Here is a 15,450-nt window from a genome sequence, read left to right on the forward strand (position 1 = left end):
AAGCGTCAAGCGAACAGCGCCAGGTTTTGATCTATTCAAGGATGTGTGTCGTGAACCGCGTAATGGCTCAAGAAGGCGCCGCCGGCATTGCGGCTGCCGTGGCTGAAAGTGTCCAGTACCAGGGCCGCAAGGCCAGTCGCCGGGGCAGCGAGCAACGCAGGCAAGACATTCTCGACGCGGCCATGCGCATTGTGGTCCGTGAAGGTGTGCGTGCGGTGCGCCACCGGGCGGTGGCGGCGGAGGCGGGGGTGCCGCTGTCGGCCACCACCTATTACTTCAAAGACATCGATGATCTGCTCACTGATACCTTCGCCCAGTACGTCGAACGCAGTGCCGCCTTCATGGGCAAGCTGTGGGTGCGCAACGAAGGGCTACTGCGCGAGATGGTCGCCTACGGTGATGGCAGCCCGCAGTCACGCTCGCAACTGGCCGATGACATTGCGCGCCTGACCGCCGACTACGTGATGCGCCAACTGACCAACCGCCGCGAACACCTGATGGCCGAGCTGGCTTTTCGCCAGGAAGCCCTGCTGAACCCGCGTCTGGCGGAGTTGGTGCGCTCCCACCAGCAAATCCTGCTGCAGGGCACCGGGCAGTTTTTCCAGGTATTGGGCTCCCGAGAGCCGCAGCAGGATGCCAAAGTGTTGACGGCGATAATCAGTCGGATGGAATATCAGGGCCTGCTGGGCGGCGCAGAGCCTCTGACCGGTGAAGAGATGCTTGAGATCCTCAAGCGTTACATGCATTTGGTGTTGGCCTCGGTCTAGCCAAACCCGCGTGCGATCCGCTTTATGTGGGAGCTGGCTTGCCTGCGATAGCATCACCTCGGTTTACCTGAAGCATCGAGGTGCCTGTATCGCAGGCAAGCCCCGTCCCTTATATGATGGGGAATGTAATGAAAACCTGGCGCGTCGCGGTAATTGCCTTATCGTTCCTGCTACTGAGCGGTTGCCTGGTGACCTTCAAGGACCCGCTGCCGGCCCACGAAGCCGCGCCGCCCGGGCTGATCGGCCAGTGGGCCAGTAAAAACGCCTGGGGCGAATCGCTCAACCTGCAGATCACCCGCGCCGGGGACCACCGTTACAAAGCCGTGAGCTACCCTACAGGCAAACCCGGCCAGCGCGATGAGTACCTGTTTACCGTGTCGCGCCACGGCAGCCGCTGGTATTTGTCGGCACCGTTGCCGGCAAAACTCGGTGGGCATTACATCCTGGCCGGCTTTGAGTTCGACGAAAAACACGAATTGGTGGTCTACAACCTGGATCTGGAGCAGATCCACCAGGCCATCGGCCAAAAGGCCTTGCACGGCTCTACCGTGGACACCGTCGAAGGCGCCGGTGTCGTGGTCGACAGCCCCATGGACCAGGTGTTTGCCTACCTGGATGACCCGGCCAATGCCGATGTGTTCGTTGAAGCCGTGCGCTACCAGCGCACGGGCAAATAACGTTTAAAGAGGAAGTACCGGGTGGACGATTACCAGCAGACGATACGCACCTTGTCTGATCGCATTGTGCTGGCGCAAACACCGATTCGCGTCCTCGACGCCGTGAAGTGGGACGAGAACATTCGCCAGGGATTCCTCAAGGCCAAGGGCAAGGCACTGCCCGCCGTGGACCGCGATTACTACCTGAACCGGCCGCTGTCGTTCGATTCCAGCGCAGTGAAGCTGGAGTTCCAGAACATCGAGCGCGACATCACCCGCCGCCTCGGTCAGTTCAGCCCGGTGGGGCAGATCATGCGCCGCATGTGCCGCGAATACCGCATGGTGGTGCGCATGCTCGAAGCGCGTGGCACCGAGGATTTCGGCCTGATTTCCCAAGAGCTTTATGGTGCCGCGTCCGATGCGTTCCACGCCGGTGACCCGACCCTGGCCGACCTGGGCCTGATGCTCTCTGACTACCTCAACAACATCGACGGCCGCGGCGACTTGAAGGATGAGGCCAAGACCCTCACCGCCAAGGACGCGGTCAGCTTGCTGCAAACCCGCCTGAACAAGGTGTTTGGCGAGGCTGAAGAGACCATTCGCGTGTTCGAGTCTGACGGTATCGTCGCCGACGCGGCGGCGGGCGCCGACTACATCAAGATCCGCGCCGATGCGATGTTCAACGAGCGCGATGTGCGTGCGCTGGAAGTGCATGAAGGTCTGGTGCATGTCGGTACCACCCTCAATGGCCAGAACCAGCCGATCTGCACCTTCCTGTCCAAGGGCCCGCCGTCGTCCACCGTGACCCAGGAAGGCCTGGCGATCCTGATGGAGATCATCACGTTCGCCTCCTACCCGAGTCGCCTGCGCAAACTCACCAACCGCACCCGCGCCATCCATATGGTGGAGGAGGGCGCCGACTTCCTGCAGGTGTTCGAATTCTTCCGCGAGCAAGGCTTTGAAATGGCTGAAAGCTACGGCAACGCCAGTCGCGTGTTCCGTGGCTCGATACCGACCGGTCTGCCGTTTACCAAGGATTTGTCCTACCTCAAGGGCTTTATCATGGTCTACAACTACATCCAGCTGGCTGTGCGCAAAGGCAAGCTGGAACAAGTGCCGCTGCTGTTCTGCGGCAAGACCACTTTGGAAGACATGCGTACCCTGCGCCAATTGGTGGATGAAGGCCTGGTGGTGCCGCCCAAGTACCTGCCGGAACAATTCCGCGACATGAATGCGTTGGCGGCCTGGATGTGTTTCTCCAACTTCCTCAACCACCTGAGCCTGGACCGGATTGAGGCGGATTACTCCAATATCCTCTAACGGCACCCCATGACCCTGTAGGAGCCGGCTTGCCGGCGATAGCGGTGCATCAGCCACCACTGTTTTAGCTGAAAAAACGCCATCGCCGGCAAGCCGGCTCCTACAGGGTTAATGGTTGTGGCCGACGAAACCGAACCAAAAATGTGGGGTTTGGTGGTGATGGCTGACGAAACCGGGTCAAAAATGTGGGAGCTGGCTTGCCTGCGAAAGCGGTCTTTCAGCTAATACAATGCCGGCTGGTACCGCGCCATCGCCGGCAAGCCGGCTCCTACAGGTGATCTCCTGTGCTCTTAATTACGAGGCTTCAACGGATGAGAATCCTCGGCATTCTATGCCTGCTACTCACTTTGAACGGCTGCAGCTCCCTGCTGTTCTACCCCGAACCCGGCCTGCCGTTCACGCCGGAAAAAGCCCACCTGGCCTACCGTGACGTCACCGTGGTCACCGCCGATGGCGTGAAGCTGCATGCCTGGTGGCTACCGGCCAAACCCGGCGTTCCGCTCAAGGGCACCGTGCTGCACCTGCACGGCAACGGCGGCAACCTGGCCTGGCACCTGGGGGGCAGTTGGTGGTTGCCGGAGCAGGGTTATCAGGTGTTGCTGCTGGACTATCGCGGGTATGGCCTGTCTGGAGGCAAACCCTCATTGCCGGCGATCTACCAGGACATCGATGCGGCCTTCAACTGGCTCGACACGGCGCCTGAAACCCAGGGCCAGCCATTGGTCATCCTCGGCCAGAGCCTGGGCGGCGCACTGGCGGTGCATTATTTGGCGGCCCATCCCGAACGCCAGGCGCAGCTCAAAGCTTTGGTTCTGGACGGAGTGCCAGCCAGTTATCGTGACGTAGGACAATTCGCCCTCAGCACCTCGTGGTTAACATGGCCCTTCCAGGTGCCCTTGTCCTGGCTGGTGCCGGACGCCGACAGCGCGATCAATGCCATGCCGCAACTGACCGGTGTGCCGAAGTTGCTATTCCACAGCCTGGACGACCCGATCGTGCCACTGTCCAACGGCATTCGCCTGTACCAGGCTGCGCCGCCGCCCAGGGTCCTGCAATTGACCCGTGGGGGGCATGTGCAGACCTTTGCCGACAAGACCTGGCAAACCGTGATGCTGCGTTACCTGGATGACCCGCAGCATTTCAACGGCCTGCGCCGCCTGGGCGAGATTCCGAACTACCCCATTCCCAAAGTTGATTCATCAGAGAGCCCGCAATGAGCGAAGAACGCAACATGATCCCGCTGATCCTCACCGGCATCGGCACCATCATCGGTACTGTCGGCTGCCTGTGGTACTACGGTTACCTGCACTTCGCCAAGCCGGAAGATGCGTTGCTGCTCAGCGACTTCACCATGCTCAAGACCATCCCCGGCGAGGACTACAAGATCTCCCTGACCCCGGCCGCACAGGTGGCACAGTGCGTCGACGGTGTGCTGGTGATGTTCGACACCGAGCAAAAAGGCTTGAGCGGCGTGCTGGTGAACAACAAGAAACAGGCCGTGCGTTGCATGGGCCAGGAAACACCGCAATTGGAGCAATAAAGCCGCATCCTCGAAATATTTGGAACCGTATTCCCTCAGACGCCACAGATTCCCTCGTAACTTAGGCAGAACGGGGCAGGGACGGTGGCGATAACCATTGGTGCGATACGCAACATGCTGGACATGGCCAGAGGGCAAGAGGCGCTGGAGCGCCAGGACGCGCAAGCGAATGCACTCAGCCAGCTACTGGAGAGGCTGTCGGATAATGCTTATGGCGTGAAGGCCATCAAGCTGCCAGACGATAACGACAGTCCAATCACCTTTGGCTAGCCAAAAAAAACCCACCATACGGTGGTTTTTTTTTATGCCGCTTGAATCACTCAGTTAGCAACCGAAGACCGTGGCTTGACCGGCTGGTTGTCGTTGGAAATGGTCACTTCCACACGACGGTTCATGGCACGGCCCGACACGCTGCCGTTGTCGGCAACCGGGTATTCCTTGCCATAACCCTGGGTCACGATGCGCGAGATATCCACGCCCTGTTGCGCCAGTGCACGTTGCACAGAGGCTGCACGGCGCTCCGACAGGCTCTGGTTGTACGAGTCGGAACCGGTGCTGTCGGTGTAGCCTTCGACGATCACTTTACGGTCCGGGTTGTCGCGCAGGAACTGCGCCAGCTTGGTGATGTTCACCAGGCCGCTGGACTTGAGGTCAGACTTGTTGGTGGCAAACAGCACGTCACCAAAGGTCACCAGCGTACCGCGATCGGTTTGCTTGGCATTCAAGCTGTCTTGCAGTTGCTTGATCTGCGCGTCGCGAGCTTGCAGCAGCGCGCGGGCACGTTCGTCGCCAGCGTTTTTCAGCTTGGCTTCGGATTCGCGCAGCACGATGGTGTCCTTGGCCACTTCAACGCGCTGGTTGGTCAGGTAGGCCAGTTGGTCGACCTTCTTCTGGTCTTCCTTGTCGCGGTAGGCTTTGTCAGCCTTGTCCAGCCATTCGCTGGCGTCCTTGGTTTCCAGCGCCGCGAGCTTGGTGGCCTGCGGGTTGGTCTGCAGGGACGAGAAGTTGGTCCGTGCGTTTTCCAGGTTCGCGTTCGGCGGGGTGGAGCAGGCCGCCAGGGCAACGCTCATCGCCAGCAGGGCAGGGATCATCAATTGTTTACGCATAGTCGTGTCGTCCTTTCAATTCGATATCGGGTGCAATGCAATCAGGGGCGGCGGCTTATTGCTGTGGGATAACAGCCGGGCGCATGCCTTCCTGACGCAGCTCCTGAACAGCTTTCTGGGAGTCCTTCACAGCCTGTTCAGCCTTGGCGGCCTGGGACTTGCGTTCGGCTACGCGAGCATCCCACTCGGCTTGTTCGGCCAGGCGGCGGGCTTCGTCATAGTTCTTGTCGTGCATGGCGATTTCGGCTTGCTTGAGCTTGTCCTGGGCCGACTTCATTTCCACGGCGGCGTACTCGGTACCGCCGGCGCTGACAGCGCTGTTGACCGCCGATTGAGTCACCGCGTATTGCTCGGTCGGCGGGTTACCGGCGCAGCCCGCCAGAACGAAGCTGGTGCCGATTGCCAGCGCGGCCAATTTGAGCCCGCGCAGGTGGTTAAACGAGGATTTGGCAGTGCTGGTCTTCATCGTCTTCAACTCCATTGGATAACTCCTGAAAAACATCAACATCCATCTCAGGTGGTCAGCGGCTAAGGGCCCGGCAGTGATGCGCATGGCGCCTTTCAAACGGCTGTTCCAAGTGATGGCTTACTCGGTGTGACCGGAGGCTTTTTTGAATAGTTCAGAGAAGATGGCGATTTGCCTAAAAAAATATCTGACTGTTTGGTCAGCGTATAAAAGTTGGAACTTTCAGAGAGCGCGGCGGTACACCGAGCCTCTGCGAGGCCCGGAATACGCGGGTTGGGTGGGATTCAGCGGATGTTTATCAATGCTTCTTCTCGTCGGCACTGGCTGACAAATCATGCAGATAGCGCCGCGACAATGTCAGGAAGCGCGGGGTAGGGCCGACGTCTTCGTACAGCGGGTCGCCCTCTTCATCGGTGGCAATCACCTGTTGCCCCTTGATGTAGGGAAAGCTCGCTTCAAGCTCTTCCAGGGCGGCGCCGATCAGCTCGCCGAGCAACTCTTCGGTGCGGCGCTTGGGGTACATTTCGGCAATCGCCGCCAGCCGCGCGGCGGATTCCACGTCCAAATGGATCGCGTATTCAGTCTTGGTCAGGCGACCCTTGGCGTTCTCTTCCCACTGTTGGGCCAATTCTCGAATTTTCATGGCAACCTCAGTAAAGCCCGCGGTAGCAGGCGGTGATGAGTGACCCGCCGCCCGCGTGGATAAACACAGGCGACTTAATGTTGAGACTAGCTGCAACCCACAAGGTTTAAAGTCTTGTCATAAATGGATGCTGGCGGCACTCTGGAAACCCTGCGCGTCCCGGGTTTCTGGCTGGAGATTGGCTGATGAGTGATATCGATGCACGCTTGCGTGAGGATGTTCACCTGCTGGGTGAGCTGTTGGGCAACACCATTCGAGAGCAGTACGGCGATGAGTTTCTCGACAAGATCGAGCAGATTCGCAAAGGTGCCAAGGCCGACCGGCATGGCGCCGGTGATGAACTAAGCGCCAGCCTCAACCAGTTGCAGGAAGACGAACTGTTGCCCGTGGCCCGGGCGTTCAACCAGTTCCTCAACCTGGCCAATATCGCCGAGCAGTACCAACTGATCCATCGACGCGATGAGTCGCAACCGGCACCGTTTGAATCCCGTGTATTGCCCGAGTTGCTGGCGCGCTTGCAAAGCGAAGGCCACAGCAACGAATCCCTGGCCCGCCAGTTGGCGCGGCTGGACATTGAGCTGGTGCTCACCGCCCACCCCACCGAAGTTGCCCGCCGTACCCTGATCCAGAAGTACGACGCGATCGCTGCGCAACTGGCGCTGCAAGACCATCGCGACCTCACCACGGCCGAGCGCACGCAGATCCGCGAACGCTTGCAGCGGCTGATCGCCGAAGCCTGGCACACCGAAGAAATCCGCCGCATTCGGCCCACCCCGGTGGACGAGGCCAAGTGGGGATTCGCGGTGATCGAGCATTCGCTGTGGCACGCCATCCCCAACTACCTGCGCAAGGCTGACCAGGCGCTGCACGCCGCGACCGGCCTGCGTTTGCCTCTGGAGGCGGCGCCGATTCGCTTTGCCTCGTGGATGGGTGGCGACCGTGATGGCAACCCGAATGTCACCGCGCCCGTCACCCGTGAAGTGCTGTTGCTGGCGCGCTGGATGGCTGCCGATTTGTACTTGCGTGATGTCGATCACCTGGCCTCGGAGTTGTCCATGCGCCAGGCCAGTCCGGCCCTGCAGGCCAAGGTCGGCGACAGCGTCGAGCCTTACCGCGCGCTGCTCAAGCAGTTGCGCGAACGTCTGCGCGCCACGCGCCAATGGGCGCACACGGCGTTGACCTCCAACACCGTGGCGCCGGCTGACGTGCTGCAAAACAACCGCGATCTATTGGACCCGCTGGAGCTGGTCTACCAATCGCTGCACGAGTGCGGCATGGGCGTAATTGCCGACGGCCCGTTGCTCGATTGCCTGCGCCGTGCGGTGACCTTTGGCCTGTTCCTAGTGCGCCTGGATGTGCGCCAGGATTCCAGCCGCCATTGTGCGGCGATGACCGAAATCACCGATTACCTGGGCCTGGGCCGCTATGAAGATTGGGATGAAGAAGCGCGCATCAGCTTCCTCACCCAAGAACTGGCAAACCGCCGGCCATTGCTGCCGGGTTACTTCAAGCCGTCGGCAGACACGGCTGAAGTCTTGAATACCTGTAAGGAAATTGCCGCCGCACCGGCCGCATCGTTGGGGTCGTACGTCATCTCCATGGCAGGAGCGGCGTCGGACGTATTGGCAGTGCAACTGTTGCTTAAAGAGTCGGGTGTGCAACGGCCTATGCGCGTGGTGCCGCTGTTCGAAACCCTGGCCGACCTGGACAACGCCGGGCCGGTGATGGAGCGCTTGCTGCAATTGCCGGGTTACCGCGCGCGCTTGCAAGGCCCGCAGGAAGTGATGATCGGCTATTCCGACTCGGCCAAGGACGCGGGCACCACCGCAGCGGCCTGGGCACAGTACCGCGCGCAGGAACGCCTGGTGGATATCTGCCGCGAGCAGCAGGTGGAACTGCTGTTGTTCCACGGCCGCGGCGGCACCGTTGGCCGCGGCGGCGGCCCGGCCCACGCAGCGATCCTGTCGCAGCCACCGGGCTCGGTAGCGGGGCGTTTCCGCACCACCGAGCAGGGCGAGATGATCCGCTTCAAGTTCGGCCTGCCGGACATTGCCGAGCAGAACCTCAACCTTTATCTCGCCGCCGTATTGGAAGCCACGTTGCTGCCACCGCCCCCTCCGGAGCCGGCCTGGCGCCATTTGATGGATGAATTGGCGGCAGACGGTGTCAGCGCCTATCGCGCCGTGGTGCGGGAAAATCCGCAGTTCGTCGAGTACTTCCGTCAATCCACCCCTGAGCAGGAACTGGGGCGCTTGCCGCTGGGCAGCCGTCCCGCAAAACGACGTGCCGGTGGGATTGAAAGCCTGCGTGCGATCCCGTGGATCTTCGGCTGGACTCAAACTCGCCTGATGCTGCCGGCCTGGCTCGGCTGGGAAGCGGCGCTGAGCAAGGCGTTGGAACGCGGCGAAGGTGATCTGCTGGAGCAGATGCGCGAGCAGTGGCCGTTCTTCCGCACCCGCATCGATATGCTGGAAATGGTGCTGGCCAAAGCGGACGCCGACATCGCTCAGCTCTATGACGAACGTTTGGTGCAGCCAGACTTGCTGCCGTTGGGTGTGCACTTACGCGACCTATTGTCGCAGGCGTGCAGCGTGGTGCTTGGCCTGACTGGCCAGTCGCAACTGCTGGCCCATAGCCCAGACACCCTGGAGTTCATCCGCCTGCGCAACACCTACCTGGACCCCTTGCACCTGTTGCAGGCCGAGTTGCTGGCGCGGTCACGTCAGCAGGAAGCGGCGCAGGACAGCCCTCTGGAACAGGCGCTGCTGGTGTCTGTGGCCGGTATTGCCGCCGGTTTGCGCAACACCGGTTGAGGTTTCTTGCGTGTTCTCAATAGCTTGCAGATGAACCACACAGGCCGTCCCGAGAGGGGCGGCCTGCGTTTGCAGGGCGGGGTTGCACTCAGGCGCACCCTTCCTATGGCGCATGCCCGACGAGGGTTCCTGCGACTTTTGGCGGCTTGTATGGTGAGGGCCCGCTGTGTATCTTGATCAGCCTTTGGCCGTTTGATTGGCCTAGACCCATATTTCTACGAGATTGGCCCCACGCGGCGAATCCGAGCGTCATCTCTATAAAAAATTGAGGAGCACATCGATGCGCGTCATTCTGCTGGGAGCTCCCGGGGCCGGTAAAGGTACTCAGGCAAAGTTCATCACTGAAAAATTCGGCATTCCACAAATCTCCACTGGCGACATGCTGCGCGCTGCCGTCAAGGCCGGCACCGAGCTGGGCCTGATCGCCAAGAGCGTGATGGACAGCGGTGGCCTGGTTTCCGATGACTTGATCATCAACCTGGTCAAGGAACGCATCAGCCAGGAAGACTGCAAGAACGGTTTCCTGTTCGACGGTTTCCCGCGCACCATTCCCCAGGCTGAAGCCCTGGTGAAAGCTGGCGTCGAGCTGGACGCTGTGGTTGAAATCGCCGTTGAAGACGAAGAAATCGTCCAGCGCATTGCCGGTCGCCGTGTTCACGAAGCCTCGGGCCGTGTGTACCACACCGTCTACAATCCGCCAAAGGTTGAAGGCAAGGATGACGTCACCGGCGAAGACCTGGTGCAGCGTAAAGACGACACTGAAGAAACCGTACGTCATCGCCTGTCGGTCTACCATTCGCAGACCAAGCCGCTGGTGGATTTCTACCAGAAGCTGTCTGCCGCCCAAGGCAAGCCGAAGTACAGCCACATCCCTGGCGTTGGCTCGGTAGAAGCCATCACCGCCAAGGTGCTGCAAGCGTTGAGCTGATCCTTCGGTCGGCTTCACAGACAACGGCCCGCTTGCGGGCCGTTGTTGTTTATACTGGCGCACTTTTTTTCGACCTGGACACCCGCACCGATGAGCACCCTGTTGGCCCTGGATACCGCGACTGAAGCTTGCTCCGTTGCCCTGCTGCACGATGGCAAGGTCACGAGCCACTACGAGGTGATCCCGCGCCTGCACGCGCAGAAGCTGTTGCCGATGATCAAACAACTGCTGGAAGACGCCGGCACCACCTTGTCGGCAGTCGATGCCATCGCCTTTGGCCGTGGCCCGGGCGCGTTTACCGGTGTGCGCATTGCCATCGGTGTGGTGCAGGGGCTGGCGTTTGCGCTGGAGCGTCCGGTGTTGCCGGTGTCCAACCTAGCGGTGCTGGCGCAGCGCGCTTTGCGTGAACACGGCGCCAAGCAAGTGGCAGCGGCAATCGATGCACGCATGGACGAAGTCTATTGGGGTTGCTACCGCGAAACGGCAGGTGAGATGCGCCTGGTAGGCGAGGAGGCCGTGCAGGCACCGGAGGCGTCGGCACTGCCGCAGGATGCCAGCGGTGACTGGTTCGGTGCTGGCACCGGTTGGGGGTATGGCCAGCGCATCGGTGTTAAAACGGTTGGCCAGGACGCCACGATGCTGCCCCACGCTGAAGACTTGCTGGCCCTGGCACGCTTTGCGTTCGAACGCGGCGAGGCCATCCCGGCCGACCAGGCGGCACCGGTTTACCTGCGCGATAAGGTGGCGCAGACCAAGGCCGAACGCGGGATTATTTGACGCCAAAAATGCTGGCATTTTGGTGTGAATTTCACCAATCGTCAGAATTTGCCCGTGTGTTTAAACCTTTTTCAAATTATGTGTTCTAGTTATCACCAGAGCATTTGCGCACTACGGACAGTGCTGCCAAAATGCCATTACTGATAGCGAGTTCGCGCCCATGCGTATTGATGGCTTTTCCTCACAGTCGTACCCGATCAAGCGCAAGCCGCGTAAGGCCAGCGCTACGGTGGACGATTCCGTCGAGGATTCGCCGGACTTCATCGAAGTCCAGTTCGATGCGCAAGCCAATGGCCAAGCGCGTATCAGCGGTCTTCCCGCCCGTCAGCAAGACATGGTCTTCCCCCGCTCCATGAGCAAAAACGTCGCCACCGCCCTGGCCAGTTACCTGACCACCGCCGGTTTTGTCGAATGGGATATGGAAGTGCTGGGTCTCGACATCCACATCTGATGCGCCTGCCTTACTACATCGGCTGCCCGTCCTGGAGTGAAAACGCCTGGCGCGAGTACCTGTACCCCGCCGATGCCCGCTCCAGCGATTACCTTGGCCTGTATTCCCAGGTCTTCAACGCCGTTGAAGGCAACACCACGTTTTACGCTCGCCCCTCGGCCGCCACGGTGCAGCGCTGGGCCGAAATCATGCCCGATGATTTTCGGTTCACGGCCAAATTCCCGGGTGATATCAGCCATGGTGGCGACTTGCGCGAACAGTTGCCGGCTGCCGAGAGTTTTGTCGGCTTGATGAGCCCGTTGGGTGAGCGTGTTTCGCCACTGTGGCTGCAACTGTCTGCGAGTTTCTCGCCGCAGCGCCTGGGCGAGCTGGCCGGGTTTATCGACGGCCTCGAGCGCCCCTTGGCGGTAGAAGTGCGCCACCCGGAGTTCTTCGCCAAGGGGGATGCCGAGCGCATGCTCAACCGCTTGCTGCGTGATCGGGGTGTGGAGCGCATCTGCCTTGACCCGCGTGCGTTGTTCAGTTGCACCTCGACCTCGGCGGCGGTGCTGCACGCCCAATCGAAAAAGCCCAAGGTGCCGCCCCGTCCGGCAGCGCTCACTCAATTCCCACAGGTGCGTTTCATTGGCCACCCGGAGCTGGAAGCCAACGATCCGTTCCTGATCCCCTGGGTTGAAAAGATCGCCACCTGGATCGAAGAGGGGCGCACGCCCTACGTCTTTTTGCACACCTCGGATAACCGCCTCGCAGCGCAACTGGCGCTGCGCTTTCACGACAGGCTGATGGCGCGCCTGCCCGGTTTGCCAGCGTTGCCGACCTTGCATCGGGAACCCGCTGCGGAGCAACTGGGGTTACTCTAAGGCTCCTTTTTCGCCTGGAGTCAGCCATGGATGCCCAAACCCTTCGCGCCGAAACCTTCAAGGCCCTGCATGAGCGTGATCGTGCCTTCGTGATGCCCAACCCGTGGGATGCGGGTTCCGCGATCATGCTGGCGAGCGTTGGCTTCGAAGCCCTGGCCACCACGAGTGCGGGCTTTGCCTTCAGCCTCGGCCGGCCGGATGCAGAAGGCGCGCTGTCCCTCGAAGACACCCTGGGCAACGCCGGCACCATCGCCCGCGCGACTTCGCTGCCGGTGGCGGCGGACCTGGAAAACGGCTTCAGCGATACCCCCGAAGGTTGTGCCCAGACCATTCTGCGGGCGGCGGCCACGGGTATTGTCGGTGGCTCTATCGAAGATGCCACCGGCATTGCTGCTGACCCGATCTATCCTTTCGATCTCGCCGTCGAGCGCGTAGAAGCAGCCGTCGCCGCCGCCCGCAGCTTGCCATTCCCATTCACGCTGACGGCGCGTGCGGAAAACCTCCTGCATGGTCGCCTGGATTTGCCCGACACCATTCGCCGCCTGCAAGCCTACGCCGAAGCCGGTGCCGACGTGCTGTACGCGCCGGCGTTGCGCAATGCCGAAGAAGTGCTGGCGGTGGTCAAGGCAGTCGCCCCCAAACCGGTGAACGTGTTGATGTCCGGTGGGCTGAACCTCAGCGTGGCGCAATTGAGCGAGATGGGTGTGCGGCGTATCAGCGTCGGCTCGGCCCTGGCCTTGGCAGCCTATGGCGAGTTCTACCGTGCAGCGCAGGAGGTGTTTGAGTTGGGCACGTTCACGTTTACCGAACGCAAGATGCCCTTTAGCCAGGCCAACGCCTTTTTCAAGGGGTGAGTCAGGCTGCCAGGCGCAGGTTCTGAGTGACCAGCGGGCGCGCCCAGTAGTAGTCGAAGTCCAAGGCCTTCTGTTGTGCCACCAGCTCTTCGGTGGGATACGGCGTCGCAGCCGGTGGCAGGAGGTCCAGTTCGAACTCGGCAATCGGCAAGTGCAGTGGGCGCGGGTCGGGTGCCGGGCCTGGTTCTGGCAGCGGCTGGCCTGCGTTCAATACCAGCGGGCGGACCCATTCGCTTTCGAAATTCTGTTGGCGTTGTTGCGCGACGATTTCTTCCTGCGGGAATGGCGCGGCGGCCGGTGGCAGCAAATCGGTTTCGAATTCGGCGATCGGCAGGAACAGCGGCTCAGGCGGAGCGATTTCGGTGTCGGTCACGTCGCACTCACGCTGGGTGAGGATCTGCGACAGCAGGTCGGCGCCTTCGCGCGGTTCTACCGTTGGGTCTGCCGGTGCAGGCGCCTTGGCGGCGAGCGCGTCCGGCGTTTCGCCAAGCTGCTCGGCCAGCGCACGGGCGAAGAAGTCCTGCCACACATGGCTTACCCCGGCCAGCGCTTGGGTATTGCGCAGGCCGTAGTGGTTGTGGGTCGGCAGTACACCGATGGTTAGGGGAAGAATGTCTGACATTTTTCTCGGTCGACGCTCAGCTCTGGCAAAATACCTGACTGTTATTTTTATCGGCCGTTGTTTGCCGATCCTTAATATTTTTGAGCGTAGCGATTGATGAGCGAACAACCAGCGGCCAGCCGCATTCAGGTCGAAGCCTTGGCCGAAGGTTTCCAGGCCCTTGCCGAGCAGTGGGCGGCGCGACTTGGCTTGCCGTTAGCGCTGGCAGACGCGGACTTTTCCCTGCAGGTCGGCGAACAAGGCCTGCAGTTGCAACAGCTCGGGCCTGACGCGCCGGGGCCGGTGCGGGTGGACTTTGTTGAAGGTGGCGCGGCCCATCGGCGGTTGTACGGCGGTGGCAGCGGGCAGATGATTGCCAAGGCGGTCGGCATTGCCCAGGGCGTGCGCCCCCGGGTGCTGGATGCCACGGCGGGGTTGGGCAAGGACGCGTTCGTGCTGGCCAGCCTGGGCTGCGACATGAGCCTGATCGAGCGCCAGCCGCTGATTGGCGCCTTGCTGGAGGACGGCCTGGCGCGCGGTGCCGACGATTTTGAAGTGGCCCCCATTGTGGCGCGCATGAAGCTGCTCAAGGGCAATTCCATTGAGGTGATGCGCAACTGGGAAGGTGAGCCGCCCCAGGTGATCTACCTCGACCCGATGTTTCCTCATCGTGAGAAAACCGCCCTGGTGAAGAAGGAAATGCGCCTGTTCCGGCCCTTGGTGGGCGATGATCCGGATGCCCCCGCCTTGCTGGCTGCGGCGTTGGCATTGGCCAGCCACCGGGTGGTGGTCAAGCGCCCGCGCAAGGCGCCGTGCATCGAAGGGCCCAAGCCGAGCCATGCGCTGGATGGGAAATCCAGCCGGTATGACATTTATCCGAAGAAGGCGCTCAAGGCCTGACTCTTCATTGGCCTCTAGGGCCCTATCGCAGGCAAGCCAGCTCCCACATTGGAATGCATTCCCCTGTGGGAGCCGGGCTTGCCCGCGATGGCGTCCGCCCAAGCAATGAAATATTCAGGGGCGATACGCCCGCATAAACAACCCCACCACATCCTGCACATGCGCTTCGGCGGCTTCCTCACTCAGGTGCCCGCCACAGCCATACAGCAGACAGAAATTTGCCGTGCCCTTGAGCAGGCAGAAGAAGTGCTCGGCTGCCGTAAATGGCTTGTCGATGCTCAGGGCGCCGCTCTGGTCGATCCGGCTGAGCAGGCGCTCCATGCCTTGCAGCATGCGCATCGGGCCTGCCTCGAAGAAGATCTGCGAGAGTTTCACGTCCTGGTTGCCGGTGGTCATCATCAGGCGATGCAGGTTCACCGACTCTTCGCTGTTGATCAGCCGATGGAAGCCCCGCGCAATATTCAGCAGCACCGTTTCCACGGGCATGCCTTCGGGCAATTCGAAATACATCACCGGTAACTGTTCCTCGCACGTCGCCACGACGGCCGCGGTGAACAAGGTCTCTTTGTCGGTGAAGTGGCTGTAGACGGTCAGCTTCGACACGCCGGCTTCCAGCGCCACGGCATCCATGCTGGTGCTGGCGTAGCCATTGCTCAAAAACAGGATTTTCGCGGCTTCGAGGATAGCCTGGCGTTTTGCCATGTCCTTGGGACGCCCGGGGCTATTGGTGTTGGTGGGATTGTCGGACATTTTCACCTTTAATACTGG

General features: G+C 61.0%; 18 protein-coding genes. 13 read left to right on the plus strand and 5 right to left on the minus strand.

The window, feature by feature from the left end:
* Positions 1 to 50 precede the first annotated feature (50 nt).
* From AC07OV_RS05095 to AC07OV_RS05120, 6 genes are all read left to right on the plus strand, one after another.
* Positions 51 to 767 carry a TetR/AcrR family transcriptional regulator gene (locus tag AC07OV_RS05095; protein WP_176999365.1) on the plus strand — a complete coding sequence of 239 codons (717 nt, stop codon included), beginning with the start codon at positions 51 to 53 and terminating at the stop codon, positions 765 to 767.
* Positions 768 to 895: 128 nt separating this feature from the next.
* Positions 896 to 1,444: a hypothetical protein gene (locus AC07OV_RS05100; RefSeq protein ID WP_494998222.1), complete on the plus strand. Its 549-nt coding sequence runs from the start codon at positions 896 to 898 to the stop codon at positions 1,442 to 1,444.
* 21 nt (positions 1,445 to 1,465) lie between these two features.
* Positions 1,466 to 2,743 carry a flavohemoglobin expression-modulating QEGLA motif protein gene (locus AC07OV_RS05105; protein ID WP_494998221.1) on the plus strand — a complete coding sequence of 426 codons (1,278 nt, stop codon included), beginning with the start codon at positions 1,466 to 1,468 and terminating at the stop codon, positions 2,741 to 2,743.
* Between the two features lie 311 nt (positions 2,744 to 3,054).
* Entirely contained in the window at positions 3,055 to 3,960 is a 906-nt protein-coding gene (locus AC07OV_RS05110; RefSeq protein WP_495091718.1) for an alpha/beta hydrolase, read from the plus strand.
* Positions 3,957 to 4,283 (plus strand): PA3694 family proteiin, encoded by a 327-nt coding sequence (locus AC07OV_RS05115; RefSeq protein WP_176999369.1) that lies wholly within the window; start codon positions 3,957 to 3,959, stop codon positions 4,281 to 4,283. Before AC07OV_RS05110 ends, AC07OV_RS05115 begins: the two co-directional genes overlap by 4 nt.
* Positions 4,284 to 4,406: 123 nt before the next feature.
* On the plus strand, positions 4,407 to 4,553 hold the full coding sequence (locus AC07OV_RS05120; protein ID WP_494998219.1) for a hypothetical protein: 147 nt from the start codon (positions 4,407 to 4,409) through the stop codon (positions 4,551 to 4,553).
* A gap of 50 nt (positions 4,554 to 4,603) precedes the next feature.
* On the opposite strand, the gene lptF is transcribed toward AC07OV_RS05120, so the two are convergent.
* From lptF to AC07OV_RS05135, 3 genes are all read right to left on the minus strand, one after another.
* Positions 4,604 to 5,389 (minus strand): lipotoxin F family OmpA-related lipoprotein LptF, encoded by a 786-nt coding sequence (gene lptF / locus AC07OV_RS05125; protein WP_176999371.1) that lies wholly within the window; start codon positions 5,387 to 5,389, stop codon positions 4,604 to 4,606.
* A 55-nt stretch (positions 5,390 to 5,444) separates the two neighbouring features.
* Entirely contained in the window at positions 5,445 to 5,855 is a 411-nt protein-coding gene (locus AC07OV_RS05130; RefSeq protein ID WP_178919075.1) for a DUF4398 domain-containing protein, read from the minus strand.
* A 298-nt stretch (positions 5,856 to 6,153) separates the two neighbouring features.
* Complete coding sequence (locus tag AC07OV_RS05135; protein ID WP_176999373.1) at positions 6,154 to 6,498, minus strand: pilin assembly protein; 345 nt, start codon at positions 6,496 to 6,498, stop codon at positions 6,154 to 6,156.
* A 185-nt stretch (positions 6,499 to 6,683) separates the two neighbouring features.
* Between AC07OV_RS05135 and ppc the strand changes: the two genes are divergently transcribed.
* From ppc to AC07OV_RS05165, 6 genes are all read left to right on the plus strand, one after another.
* Positions 6,684 to 9,311, plus strand: coding sequence for a phosphoenolpyruvate carboxylase (gene ppc, locus AC07OV_RS05140; protein ID WP_494998217.1), 2,628 nt, complete (start codon positions 6,684 to 6,686; stop codon positions 9,309 to 9,311).
* Positions 9,312 to 9,591: 280 nt separating this feature from the next.
* The gene (adk, locus tag AC07OV_RS05145; RefSeq protein ID WP_010212617.1) at positions 9,592 to 10,239 is read left to right on the plus strand and encodes an adenylate kinase; all 648 of its coding nucleotides are present in this window, start codon (positions 9,592 to 9,594) and stop codon (positions 10,237 to 10,239) included.
* Between the two features lie 90 nt (positions 10,240 to 10,329).
* On the plus strand, positions 10,330 to 11,016 hold the full coding sequence (gene tsaB / locus AC07OV_RS05150) for a tRNA (adenosine(37)-N6)-threonylcarbamoyltransferase complex dimerization subunit type 1 TsaB (protein ID WP_176999375.1): 687 nt from the start codon (positions 10,330 to 10,332) through the stop codon (positions 11,014 to 11,016).
* Between the two features lie 160 nt (positions 11,017 to 11,176).
* On the plus strand, positions 11,177 to 11,467 hold the full coding sequence (locus AC07OV_RS05155) for a hypothetical protein (RefSeq protein ID WP_495091719.1): 291 nt from the start codon (positions 11,177 to 11,179) through the stop codon (positions 11,465 to 11,467).
* Complete coding sequence (locus tag AC07OV_RS05160) at positions 11,467 to 12,327, plus strand: DUF72 domain-containing protein (protein WP_494998215.1); 861 nt, start codon at positions 11,467 to 11,469, stop codon at positions 12,325 to 12,327. The genes AC07OV_RS05155 and AC07OV_RS05160 overlap by 1 nt, the downstream gene beginning before the upstream one ends.
* Positions 12,328 to 12,353: 26 nt before the next feature.
* Positions 12,354 to 13,181: an isocitrate lyase/PEP mutase family protein gene (locus tag AC07OV_RS05165; protein ID WP_494998214.1), complete on the plus strand. Its 828-nt coding sequence runs from the start codon at positions 12,354 to 12,356 to the stop codon at positions 13,179 to 13,181.
* 1 nt (position 13,182) lies between these two features.
* Here the strand turns inward: AC07OV_RS05165 and AC07OV_RS05170 are convergent, their stop codons facing one another.
* Positions 13,183 to 13,803 (minus strand): energy transducer TonB, encoded by a 621-nt coding sequence (locus tag AC07OV_RS05170; protein ID WP_495091720.1) that lies wholly within the window; start codon positions 13,801 to 13,803, stop codon positions 13,183 to 13,185.
* A gap of 96 nt (positions 13,804 to 13,899) precedes the next feature.
* Between AC07OV_RS05170 and AC07OV_RS05175 the strand changes: the two genes are divergently transcribed.
* Entirely contained in the window at positions 13,900 to 14,682 is a 783-nt protein-coding gene (locus AC07OV_RS05175) for a class I SAM-dependent methyltransferase (protein ID WP_176999380.1), read from the plus strand.
* Between the two features lie 114 nt (positions 14,683 to 14,796).
* Here the strand turns inward: AC07OV_RS05175 and AC07OV_RS05180 are convergent, their stop codons facing one another.
* On the minus strand, positions 14,797 to 15,432 hold the full coding sequence (locus AC07OV_RS05180; protein ID WP_494998212.1) for a TetR/AcrR family transcriptional regulator: 636 nt from the start codon (positions 15,430 to 15,432) through the stop codon (positions 14,797 to 14,799).
* Positions 15,433 to 15,450 lie beyond the last annotated feature (18 nt).

The sequence above is a fragment of the Pseudomonas sp. GW821-FHT09A09 genome (genome assembly GCF_059418405.1).

What these genes read in the sequence shown, in the direction of transcription:
- AC07OV_RS05120 (WP_494998219.1), top strand. Translation starts at nt 4,407, where the DNA reads ATGGCCAGAGGGCAAGAGGCGCTGGAGCGCCAGGACGCGCAAGCGAAT.
- AC07OV_RS05165 (WP_494998214.1), top strand. Translation starts at nt 12,354, where the DNA reads ATGGATGCCCAAACCCTTCGCGCCGAAACCTTCAAGGCCCTGCATGAG.
- AC07OV_RS05160 (WP_494998215.1), top strand. Translation starts at nt 11,467, where the DNA reads ATGCGCCTGCCTTACTACATCGGCTGCCCGTCCTGGAGTGAAAACGCC.
- ppc (WP_494998217.1), top strand. Translation starts at nt 6,684, where the DNA reads ATGAGTGATATCGATGCACGCTTGCGTGAGGATGTTCACCTGCTGGGT.
- AC07OV_RS05115 (WP_176999369.1), top strand. Translation starts at nt 3,957, where the DNA reads ATGAGCGAAGAACGCAACATGATCCCGCTGATCCTCACCGGCATCGGC.
- AC07OV_RS05100 (WP_494998222.1), top strand. Translation starts at nt 896, where the DNA reads ATGAAAACCTGGCGCGTCGCGGTAATTGCCTTATCGTTCCTGCTACTG.
- lptF (WP_176999371.1), bottom strand. Translation starts at nt 5,389, where the DNA reads ATGCGTAAACAATTGATGATCCCTGCCCTGCTGGCGATGAGCGTTGCC.
- AC07OV_RS05175 (WP_176999380.1), top strand. Translation starts at nt 13,900, where the DNA reads ATGAGCGAACAACCAGCGGCCAGCCGCATTCAGGTCGAAGCCTTGGCC.
- AC07OV_RS05180 (WP_494998212.1), bottom strand. Translation starts at nt 15,432, where the DNA reads ATGTCCGACAATCCCACCAACACCAATAGCCCCGGGCGTCCCAAGGAC.
- AC07OV_RS05110 (WP_495091718.1), top strand. Translation starts at nt 3,055, where the DNA reads ATGAGAATCCTCGGCATTCTATGCCTGCTACTCACTTTGAACGGCTGC.
- adk (WP_010212617.1), top strand. Translation starts at nt 9,592, where the DNA reads ATGCGCGTCATTCTGCTGGGAGCTCCCGGGGCCGGTAAAGGTACTCAG.
- AC07OV_RS05155 (WP_495091719.1), top strand. Translation starts at nt 11,177, where the DNA reads ATGCGTATTGATGGCTTTTCCTCACAGTCGTACCCGATCAAGCGCAAG.
- tsaB (WP_176999375.1), top strand. Translation starts at nt 10,330, where the DNA reads ATGAGCACCCTGTTGGCCCTGGATACCGCGACTGAAGCTTGCTCCGTT.
- AC07OV_RS05130 (WP_178919075.1), bottom strand. Translation starts at nt 5,855, where the DNA reads ATGAAGACCAGCACTGCCAAATCCTCGTTTAACCACCTGCGCGGGCTC.
- AC07OV_RS05135 (WP_176999373.1), bottom strand. Translation starts at nt 6,498, where the DNA reads ATGAAAATTCGAGAATTGGCCCAACAGTGGGAAGAGAACGCCAAGGGT.
- AC07OV_RS05170 (WP_495091720.1), bottom strand. Translation starts at nt 13,803, where the DNA reads ATGTCAGACATTCTTCCCCTAACCATCGGTGTACTGCCGACCCACAAC.